At 60.2% G+C, this 392-nt stretch carries 1 protein-coding gene; it reads left to right on the top strand.

Annotation, left to right across the window (positions count from 1 at the left end; all coding sequences use genetic code 11):
• The coding region (locus Q4563_RS16760) for an acyl-CoA dehydrogenase family protein (RefSeq protein ID WP_303605297.1) at positions 1–392 on the top strand (392 nt) is incomplete at both ends.

Below are 392 nucleotides of genomic sequence, written 5' to 3'. Positions count from 1 at the left end.
GACAGAAGCCGCGGGAGGGCAGGCACTGCCCCGGTTTATCGCCCAGCCAGTAAACGAGATGTGGCTATCGGCCAATCTGGCTTTTGTGATGTTCCACGCCCTCAACCAGGGTGGCAGCGATATCCTGCGGCATTTTGGCAGCGCCACACAACAACAGCGTTATCTCGAACCCCTCGCCAGTGGCCAGTGGACCATCGCCATGGCGCTGACCGAACCGGGTGCTGGTTCCGACCTGGCTGCGACCACCACCAAAGCCACACCGCTGGCGGATGGCAACTATCGCATCAAGGGGCAGAAGATTTTTATCACCTATGGTGAGCACGACATGGCCGCCAATATCATCCATCTGGTGCTGGCCCGTACCCCGGATGCACCGGCAGTCAGTCGCGGTA

This window comes from Gilvimarinus sp. 1_MG-2023, assembly GCF_030548285.1.
This window is presented reverse-complemented; position numbering and strand designations above follow the sequence as displayed.